The organism is Streptomyces mangrovisoli, from assembly GCF_000974985.2.
Taxonomy (GTDB): Bacteria; Actinomycetota; Actinomycetes; order Streptomycetales; family Streptomycetaceae; genus Streptomyces; species Streptomyces mangrovisoli.
Map to the genome: position 1 here is coordinate 1 of NZ_LAVA02000163.1, position 9,013 is coordinate 9,013.

Below are 9,013 nucleotides of genomic sequence, written 5' to 3' on the forward strand. Positions count from 1 at the left end.
CCCCCCGCCTCCCCGCTGGCAGTTCACGCCTGGCGCGACCACGACCCCACCGCCCGCGACCTGCCCGGCATGAGCCTCGGCCGCCTTCCGCTGGAACCCGGCGCCGACACCGCCGAGCGCCTCTGGACGCTCGGCGTGCGCCGCGCCGAACTCGACGCGCCGGTCGATCTGACCGCCACCGACCCGGCGGCACAGCGCGCGGCCATCGACCGGCTGGCCCTCGTCCGCGACCTCACGGCGCGCGCCGTCCTGGTCGACTGGCGGCTGCGGCTGCCCCCGGGAGCGCCCGAGCAGGCCTGGAAACGCCTCTCCCACCTCCAGCCGCCGACCCGCCTCGACGGCCCCGAGGACGTCCCAGGCGCGCTCCACGCCTGGCGCACCACCCACTACCTCTGCAAACTCGTCTGGCGCCAGGGCCCCGGCTTCGTCCAGATCCGGGACCGCCGCTGGGGCGACCTGCGCCGCTTCACCGTCGACGAGCCGCACTACCGCGAGGCCATCGCCGTCCTCGACCGCGGCGCCGTCCACACGGACGTGGCGGCGGACGCGCTCGCCGACCTCACCGACGAACAACTCGTGCTGCGGCTGGGCGACTTCGCGTGGTGGCTGCCGTATCGCGTCACCCGCTGGCTCCAGGAGGCGATGGTGATCTGACCCGGGCGGGGCACGGCTCAGCGCAGCGCGGTCTCCCAGGTGTCGACGGCGTAGTGCAGGGACATGCCGCTGCGGGCGTACAACTGCGGTGCCCCGGTGGGGTTGGCGGTGTCCACGCCGAGGCCCACGGTGTCGCGGCCGCGCGCCGTGAACGCGGCGAAGGCCTGACGCAGCAGCAGCCCGCCGACACCGCGGCCGCGGGCCTCGCGCAGGACGCCGAGACTGCGGATCCAGCCCATCGCCTCGCGGTCGTCCCGGGCCAGCAGGAATCCGGTGTCCCCGAGTCCGTCGGCGGCGGCGATCCACACCAGCGACCAGTCGAGGTGATCGGCGTCGACGTCGTCCAGCCACTGCTCGTAGGTGCGCCGCTGGAACCCGAAGTGCTCGGCGAAGGACGCCTGGTGGAGCGCGTGCACGCGCAGCCGGTCCGCCTCGTCCTCGCAGGACCGCACGCGTACGCCGGCGGACGGCTCGGGTACGGCGTCCCCCGCGGGGGAGAGGGTCCGGGTGAGTACGTGGTAGCGCCGTACGACCGACCACCCGCGGTCCTTCAACAGGGTGGTGTCGAGGGTGGGCACGGAGTTGAGGTGCAGATGCGCCACGGCCCGTCCGGCGCCCGCCTTTTCGCGGGCGCGGTCCCGCAGGGCGTCGAGGATGCGCGCGCCCGCCGCCTGGTGGTCGGGCAGCACGTAGTGGTCGACGTCGATGCGCTCGCCGCCCGAGTCGTCCCACAACAGGCCGTACGCCACCAGCCGTTCGCCCTCGAAGCCCAGCCAGGAGTCCCGCGAAAGATCGATCCCGGCCTTGGTGAGGTCGGCCCGCACCGTGTGCAGATCGGTCTCCGGCTGCCCGATCTCGATGCGGTCGATCTCGTTGAGCAGCGCGGTGACGGCCGGCGCGTCGTCGAGTGCGGCGGGCCGTACGAGAAGGGACATGGGACCCAAGGGTGCGGCCCGGCGGGCACGCGCGCAACGGGATTTCGCCGCCGGAGTCGTATACGGCCGGACCGCGCAGGATGCTGTTCCTCCGCCTGCCGGGGCTTGATCCCACGCCCGCCGGGGCCTGCTCCTGGGTCTGCCTGCCGGGGCGTGTCGGTGCCCGGGGATTGAGATCCCGGGCGCAGGGCAACCGCTCCCCGAACCGGTGGACGCCGGGCCGTCCGGGTCCGGGCGGCAGGGGAGAGGTGCGTGGCAATGGCCGAGCGGCCGACGGCGGAGCAGGTGTCCGGAGCGGTGGACCGCAAGGGGACGGAGGCGGGGACGCCTCCGTTGCGGCCCGGCGGTTACGACCCGGCCGACTACGCCGCAGCCGTCGTACGCAGCGCCGAGGAGGCCGGGGTGTCACCCCTGCTGCTGATGACCGTGCTGCACAACGAGGCGTACAAGCCCCATCATCCGCTGCTGGAACGGCTGTGGCAGTGGTGGAAGCCCGAGGCGTCGTTCGGCGTGGCCAACATGCACCGGGCGACCTTCGAACAGGTCCGGCGCGCGCACGGCCTGGACGGCCGGTGGCAGGACCTGCGCGACGACCCCGCCTTCGCCCTGCGCGCGGCGGCGCTGCACCTGCACGACCTGGACCGGAGCCTGCCCCGGCGCCATGTGCGCCGCTGCACCCGCGACGAACTCCTCGCCCTCGGCTACAACGCGGGCGAACGCAACATGCGGGCCTTCGCCCGCGGAGTCCCCCCGGGCCCGATGGCCCGCTCGTACCTGCGGCGCTTCCGCGGCCACCGCCGCCGGGCCGCCGCGGTCCTCGCGGACATCGGCGGGCCCGGCGGCTGACGCGTGGTCCTCGCCGCCTACTTGAAGCCGCCTACTTGAACCAGTACCGGACCCCGCTGTGGTGGGAGCAGGTGCCCGACGAGTGCGCGGAGTAGGACACGGTGGCGTCCTTGCACTTCGCGGTCTCGTACTTGTCCTTGGGCTTCTGGTGATGCGTCCATCCGCACAGCCCCGTGGTGTGGTGGACGCAGTGGTGGGCGGAGTTGGTGGCCGGCAGCGCAGTCGACGCGGACGCGGTGGGCGCACTCAGGAAGACTCCGGCGGCGGCAAGTGCCACGGCCGATGCGGCGATACGGGCGAGCAAAGGTTTCCCCCCTCGGGAAATGTGAACGTGCTGCGAAGATTTTATAGCGGATTCGCGGCGCCCTTGACGCGTCTTTGCTCCTCTTTGGGTGGTCCTGCCCGGCCGGACGGCCGACCGGAAGGCGCGCGGACCGCTCGCCCCCGGACGGGCGCGTCTGCCAGGATCGTCCTGACGGCGGCCACCGATCACCGGGGCCGACCTGCGAGAGGACAACTTCATGACGCTCGATACGAGCAGATCCACCGTGGCCGTACTGGGTCCGGGAGGCATCGGCGGGCTGCTGGCCGCGTTGCTGGCCCGCGACGGGCACCGCGTCGTCTGCCTGGCCCGTAAGGGGACGGCGGACATCCTGCGCGACCGCGGGATCGAGGTCCGCAGCCGCCGGTTCGGCGACTTCACCGCACGGGTGGAAGCCGACACCGAGCTGCGGGAGCCGGTCGACGCGTGCCTGATCACCGTCAAGCAGACCTCGTTGGACGCCGCGCTCACCCGGGTCCCGTCGGCCGCGCTCGGGGACGCCCTCGTCGTGCCGCTGCTGAACGGCATCGAACACCCGGCGGCCCTCCGCGCCCGCTACGGGGCCGGCCGGGTGGCCGCCGGGGTCATCCGGGTCGAGTCCACCCGCCTCGAACCCGGAGCCACCGGGCCCGTCGTCATCGAGCACGGCAGCCCGTTCGTGGAGATCGACCTCGCCCCCGGTACGGCGTCACGCCCGCGGGTCGACACCCTGGCGGCCGGACTGTCCGCCGCCGGAGCCGTCACCCGGGTGATCGAGGACGAGACCACGGCCCTGTGGGCGAAACTGGCCTTCCTCGCGCCCTTCGCCCTCCTCACCACCCGGTACGAGGCTCCGCTCGGCGAGGTCCGCGTCCGCCACCAGGAGGAGCTGAGGAGCCTGGTCGCCGAGACCACCGCGATCGGCCGGGCCGACGGCGCCCGGGTGGACGCCGCCACGACCCTCGCGCGCTACGACGCCTTCCCGGCCGAGGCCAGGTCCTCGATGCAGCGCGACGCGGAGGCCGGCCGGCCGCTGGAACTCGACGCCATCGGCGGCGCGTTGCTGCGGGCGGCCGACCGGCACGGGGTGTCCGCGCCGGTGACGAGCCGCCTGGTGCGGGAGTTGCGCGCGGCGGGTCACTAGGTCCGGACAGGATCTAGCCCGCCGGGACGGTGTCCTCGAAGGCGGTGCCCGCCGTGCGGTAGGCGCCGACCTTCGCGGACACCTGGGCCGGGGTGAGGACCTGGTCCTTCACGTGCAGGACGTAGTCGACCTGTTCGTCGTAGGCGCGGGCCGTGGTGCTGCTCTGGCCCGCCAGGTCGATCAGCCACTGGTTGAAGTTGATCGACATGGGCCGCTCGGGCAGGTAGGCCGCGTCATGGGTGCCGAACAACTGGCCGTCGATGTAGTACTTGATGGTGCTGTCGTCGATGGTCAGCAGCAGGTCGTGCCAGCCGTCGTAGCTCTGCCGGGACTCGGTGTGCTGGTTGACGGCCTGCCAGGGATCGGGGTCGTAGGTCTCCCAGGACGTCGTGTAGAGGATGTCGGAGGTCTCGCCCCAGCCGCCGTTCGGCAGGTACTCGAAGTCGTACTCCGAGTAGTCGTCGGCCATGGGCGCCGTGAGGTCGTTGATGGTGAAGAAGGTCTGCACGAGGTGGTCGCCGTCGGGCCCGGACACCGGCGCGTCGGCGAACCTGACCCGGGCGGCGTAGGTGCCGTTCTTGAACTTCGTCGCCTTGGTGAGGACTTCGGTCTGCTTGGTGCTCTCGGCCGTCCCGGCGGTCGAAGTGCGCAGGTTCATCACGGAGTTGCCACCGGTCGCGGTGAACGTCACGTTCTCCGGTGCCCAGGTGGCGCCGGAGACACCAGGACCGCCGGAGGCGGACCGTACGCTCCAGCCGTTCGCCGAGATCCTGGGATCGGCGGAACTCGTGTAGTCGAAGTCGTCGAACAGGGTCTGGCCGCCGGTCGGGGGATCGGTGGGCGGATCCGTCGGGTCGGTGGGCGGGTCGGTCGGGTCGTTGCCCTCGGGGGCCGTGCCCCACACCGTGCTGCCGGACAACCGGGCGGTGACCTTGGGCCAGTCCGCGTACGCCGTCTGCGCGGCGCCGAAGGAGTAGTCGTCGCTCTGCGTCAGGGTCTGCCAGTCCGCGCGGTAGAAGCGCAGTTGCAGGTCACCGGTGTCGGCGCCGGGAGCCAGGCTGCCCGCGCCCGCGGTGAAGCCGATGTCGAGATAGCGGTCGGCGGTCGCGGTGGGGTGGGCCAGGGTGCCGAAGGTGCCGGTGACGTTGGCGCAGCCCTTCACCGCCCAGGAGCAGGCGAAGCGGTACGTCATGCCGGCGGAGTCGGCCTTGAAGTAGTAGCGCACGGTGACGTTCGAGAGCTGGAGGGTGGTGCTGCCGGTGTTCTCGACCTTGAACCAGGGCTCGGACTGGTCCGCCGTCGCGCCGGTGGCGCTCGTGCGGTACTGCACGGTGACCGGGGAGCTCGCGGCGCCCGCGGTGCCGGACAGGGCGGCGAGCGAGGCGGCCGCGGCGGTCATTGCGGTGGCGGAGGCGAGCGCGATACGCCGCCGGCCGCGGGCAGTTCTGCTTCTCATGGGGGATCCTTCCGGACGGGCCGAACTGCTGCGTGTTCCGTACGGGAGCGGCTTGACGCCTGTGGATCTGACCAGTTGGGTGACTGGTCAGGTCACCTCTTACTGGTCGTCGAAGGTGGCATAGACCAATACCGTCGTCAACCCCGGCCGCAACAAAGCGACTTGACGCCTGGCAACGGCGCGCGTCTCCCCGCGGAGCGGCCTTCCCGCCTACACTCCACCTGACCAGTGGGAAGCGGCTGGTAAGGGCCGAGGGTGCCGACGGCGACGTACGAGACACGGCGGGCGGGGGCGGCGGACGACATGAGGGCTGACGAGCCGGGGGCCGTCCTGAAGCGCGAGCGCGTCAGGGACCACCTCCTCGAACTGATCGAAGACCTGCGGCCGGGTGACGCCATCCCCTCCGAACGCGCCCTGTGCGCCGCGCTGCACGTGTCCCGGCCGACGCTGCGGGCGGCGGCCGGTGAACTCGTCGCGGCGGGGCTGCTGGTGCGGGAGCACGGCCGGGGCATGTTCGTCGCGCCCGAGAAGATCACCCAGGAGCTCGTCTCCGATCACCACGCGGCCGTCCTGCCCCAGGCGTCCGGCACCTGGTCCAGCCGGCTGCTGGAGTTCACCACCGTCGCGGCCGGCGCCCGGGTGGGCCGCAAGCTGCGCCTGTCACCCGCCGCCGAGGTCGTCTACGCGGCCCGGCTGCGGCTCGTCGACGGCGCCCCCATGGCCATCGAGCACCTGCACCTGCCCGCCGCCCGGGTGCCGGCCCTCACGGCGGCGGAACTGGAGGCCGGAGACCTCTACGAACACCTCCGCGACCGGCACGGGGTGCGGGTCGCGGAGGCCGCCCAGACGATCGAACCCACCGTCGTCAGCCAGGCCGAGGCCCGGCTGCTCGCCGTGCCGCACCTGTCGCCCGCGCTGCTCTTCGAACGCCTCACCACCGACACGGGCGGGCGGCCCGTCGAGTACGTCCACTCCGTGTACCGGGGCGACCGCTACCGCCTCGTCTCGCGCCTGTCCCTGGGCCCGACCGCCACCCACGAGCCGACCCCGCCCGCGGACCACGCCCCGGGACCGCCGTCCGAGACCGTGCGCCACGAACTGCGGCCGAGCTGACCGTCCGGGTCGGGTGGGATCGTCGGGTGGGCGGGTGTGGTTGTCAGGCGGTCGGGTGTTGGCGGGCGTACTCCTCCCACAGGGTGCCCGTGAGGCCGACCGGGTTGCCCCGGGGGAGGTGTTGCGCGTCGAGGACCGCGGTCGCCAGGGGTTCGAGGAGCGTGGCCAGGCGGGCCGTGGCGGCGGCGCCCAGGGTGATCCAGGGGCGCTGCGCCGCCGCGTCCGTGCGCGCCTCGACCGCGGCGCGGGCGGCCGCGCCGGTGGTGGTGAGGCGGCCCTCCCCGTCGAGCCAGCCGCGCTCGCGCAGATCCGCCTGGGCCTCCTGCCACGAGCCGAGGTCCCATTTGCGGCCCTCGCGCAGCAGGTCCTCGTCCGATTCGCCGGAGGCCGACTTCAGGACCATGGCCGCGACCGGTGCGACGCCCTCGCTCACCAGGGCGGCGACATGCCCGTCGCCGCGGTGCTCGCGCAGGGTGGTCAGGGCCTGCCAGAGCCGGACGTGCGGCTGTTCGGGCCGGTCGAGGGACTGGTTGGCGGCCCCCAGCATCCGGCCCGCGGTGTCCGCGGCGCATGCCGCCTCCCAGGCCAGGTCGGCGGCCTCCGCCATCTCGGGCGCTGCGACGGCGCCGGCGCCCAGGACCCGCGTCATGGCCGCGTCCATCGCGCGCTGCCGGGCGAGCAGCACGTCGCCGGGCGCGGCGTACGCCCAGGCGTCCGGTACGGCCCTGGCCACCCGGTCCGGGTGGAAGACGTAGAAGCAGGCGGTGACGGCGGACGCGGGCACCGGCCCGAGCGGGGCCGCGCGGAACGCGAAGTACCCCATCCACCAACCCCGCAGGCCGAGTTCGTCGGCGCTGCGCCGGGCCTCCGGCGCGAAGTAGACGAGGTCGTGCACGGGTTCGTACAGCTGCCACATCCTGCGCGCGAGATTGTCGCCCACGCCGGGTTCCTCCGGTCTTGTCGGTCCGGTCCGCCACCGTCGACGACCGTGCCGGGACGGCCGTCAGGGCGAGCATGGGTCATGACGGCTGTCATAACAAGTCGGCGGCGGGTGGCGGCCGGAGGGCTTCGGCACCGGCCGCCCGGCCCGCGCCGGGGGTGACCGGCGTGGGCGGGCCGAAGCGGCCGGTGGGGATGGCGGGTGCGGCGGGTGCGGCGGGTAGGACCGGGGCGGCGGGCTACTGGCCGGGGGCGAGGATGTAGGTGTTGAGGGTGCCGACCGTGGTCAGGGGGGTGGGGGAGCCCGTCTCGTAGCGGTCCACCGCCAGGTAGTTGGGCTTCTTGCGGGCCGCGGGGGTGCAGAAGTTCTGCGCGCGGTTGAGGAGTTTGCCGTTGTCGGTGGCGATCGTCGAGCCGATCGGGTAGTCGCGGAACTGGTTCATCACGAACAGCGGGTGGAAGGCCGCGGAGTCGGTGGTCAGTGGCCGGTCGGTGCCCCAGCGGCTGTAGCAGGACCAGTCGGAGTCGCCGAGCCCGGCGCCCATCGACCAGTAGTTCTCGACCGTCCACTCCCGCTGGTACATCACGCCGAACGTGTCCCGGGTCGCCCAGCCGCTCGCGGTGTCGCTCGCCCGGGTCCGGTCGCTGAAGATCAGCAACTGCTTGCCGCGGGCGGACAGATCGGCCATCGTGGGCCAGCCCTTGGCCGCGACGCCCTCCTGGTCGGGCCGGTACAGCACGTCGTTGAGCCCGCTCACCGACGCCAGCGAGGACTTGAGCACGTCCGAGGAGGCGTAGTCCTCGAGGAAGACGGTCGCGAACTGGCCGGGGTGGGCCTTGAGGAAGTCGACGATGCGCTGGAGGTCGGTGGCGAGCGGGACCGGGCTGCTCACGCCGTCGCAGCTGTTGTGGCAGAGCACGGCCTGGTTCGAGACGGTGTAGTCGTCGAGCATGAAACCGCGCACGCCGTCGGCCAGTTGGCTGCTGATCCCGCGGTCCTGGTTGGGGAAGAGGCTGACCGGGAACGACGCGAAGTTGCCGTCGGCGCCGTTGGCGAAGGCGTTGTGCGCGGTGAGGAAGGTGACCTGGTCGAGCGTGCGGGTGTCGGCCGAGGGCATGCCGGTGGTCGCGTACGACACCGGGGTCAGGTACCAGCGCGCGAGATCGCCGTACGAACCCAGTTGCACGGAGCCGGAGTCGGTGGCGCCGGTGAGGTACTGGGAGGTGCCGGGGACGGAGACGCTGTAGGTGCTGTCCCCGGCCTCGGCGATCGACCAGGTGGTGCCGTCGGCGCCGCAGGACGCCGTCACCGCCGAACTGCCGTTGCGTCCCAGGCAGCTGTTCGACTCGTCGGCGTTGCGCAGCTGGTAGCCGCCGCTGACCGCGACCGGGGTCCACTGCTGGTGGTCCTCGTTGCCCTTGGGGTTGTGCGCGGCCACCGTGCCGCCGCTGTCCGCCGCGTCGAGCCCGGTGCGGTAGTTCTGGAGGTAGACCGAGGAGGTGGGCACCGCCGCCGAGGCCGCGCCGGAGCAGAACAGGGGCAGGGTCATTGCGAGGACGGCGGCGGTGCTCAGCACACGCGGGGACGGCAGGGGCACGGTGGTTCCCTTCGGGAGGGGCGGGGG

9 protein-coding genes are annotated in these 9,013 nt (G+C 72.8%); 4 read left to right on the forward strand and 5 right to left on the reverse strand.

Going from position 1 to position 9,013, the window contains the following annotated elements; translation table 11 throughout:
* The first annotated feature begins 15 nt into the window (after window positions 1-15).
* The gene (locus WN71_RS38735) at window positions 16-654 is read left to right on the forward strand and encodes a DUF5825 family protein (protein ID WP_071369954.1); all 639 of its coding nucleotides are present in this window, start codon (window positions 16-18) and stop codon (window positions 652-654) included.
* Between the two features lie 17 nt (window positions 655-671).
* Here the strand turns inward: WN71_RS38735 and WN71_RS38740 are convergent, their stop codons facing one another.
* Entirely contained in the window at window positions 672-1,589 is a 918-nt protein-coding gene (locus tag WN71_RS38740; RefSeq protein ID WP_046589985.1) for a GNAT family N-acetyltransferase, read from the reverse strand.
* A 258-nt stretch (window positions 1,590-1,847) separates the two neighbouring features.
* On the opposite strand from WN71_RS38740, the gene WN71_RS38745 reads away from it, so the two are divergent.
* Window positions 1,848-2,435, forward strand: a complete 588-nt coding sequence (locus tag WN71_RS38745; protein ID WP_046589984.1) for a hypothetical protein — start codon at window positions 1,848-1,850, stop codon at window positions 2,433-2,435.
* A gap of 31 nt (window positions 2,436-2,466) precedes the next feature.
* On the opposite strand, the gene WN71_RS43130 is transcribed toward WN71_RS38745, so the two are convergent.
* Window positions 2,467-2,712 (reverse strand): DUF3761 domain-containing protein, encoded by a 246-nt coding sequence (locus WN71_RS43130; RefSeq protein WP_240529917.1) that lies wholly within the window; start codon window positions 2,710-2,712, stop codon window positions 2,467-2,469.
* A 244-nt stretch (window positions 2,713-2,956) separates the two neighbouring features.
* On the opposite strand from WN71_RS43130, the gene WN71_RS38755 reads away from it, so the two are divergent.
* Window positions 2,957-3,880: a ketopantoate reductase family protein gene (locus tag WN71_RS38755; RefSeq protein WP_046589983.1), complete on the forward strand. Its 924-nt coding sequence runs from the start codon at window positions 2,957-2,959 to the stop codon at window positions 3,878-3,880.
* A 13-nt stretch (window positions 3,881-3,893) separates the two neighbouring features.
* Here the strand turns inward: WN71_RS38755 and WN71_RS38760 are convergent, their stop codons facing one another.
* Window positions 3,894-5,336, reverse strand: a complete 1,443-nt coding sequence (locus WN71_RS38760) for a cellulose binding domain-containing protein (RefSeq protein ID WP_046589982.1) — start codon at window positions 5,334-5,336, stop codon at window positions 3,894-3,896.
* Window positions 5,337-5,639: 303 nt separating this feature from the next.
* Here WN71_RS38760 and WN71_RS38765 point away from each other — a divergent pair, with 303 nt between their 5' ends.
* The gene (locus WN71_RS38765; RefSeq protein ID WP_046590022.1) at window positions 5,640-6,449 is read left to right on the forward strand and encodes a GntR family transcriptional regulator; all 810 of its coding nucleotides are present in this window, start codon (window positions 5,640-5,642) and stop codon (window positions 6,447-6,449) included.
* Between the two features lie 43 nt (window positions 6,450-6,492).
* Here the strand turns inward: WN71_RS38765 and WN71_RS38770 are convergent, their stop codons facing one another.
* Window positions 6,493-7,389 carry an SCO6745 family protein gene (locus WN71_RS38770; protein WP_046589981.1) on the reverse strand — a complete coding sequence of 299 codons (897 nt, stop codon included), beginning with the start codon at window positions 7,387-7,389 and terminating at the stop codon, window positions 6,493-6,495.
* 238 nt (window positions 7,390-7,627) lie between these two features.
* The gene (locus tag WN71_RS38775; protein ID WP_476756017.1) at window positions 7,628-8,986 is read right to left on the reverse strand and encodes a phosphoinositide-specific phospholipase C-related protein; all 1,359 of its coding nucleotides are present in this window, start codon (window positions 8,984-8,986) and stop codon (window positions 7,628-7,630) included.
* Window positions 8,987-9,013 lie beyond the last annotated feature (27 nt).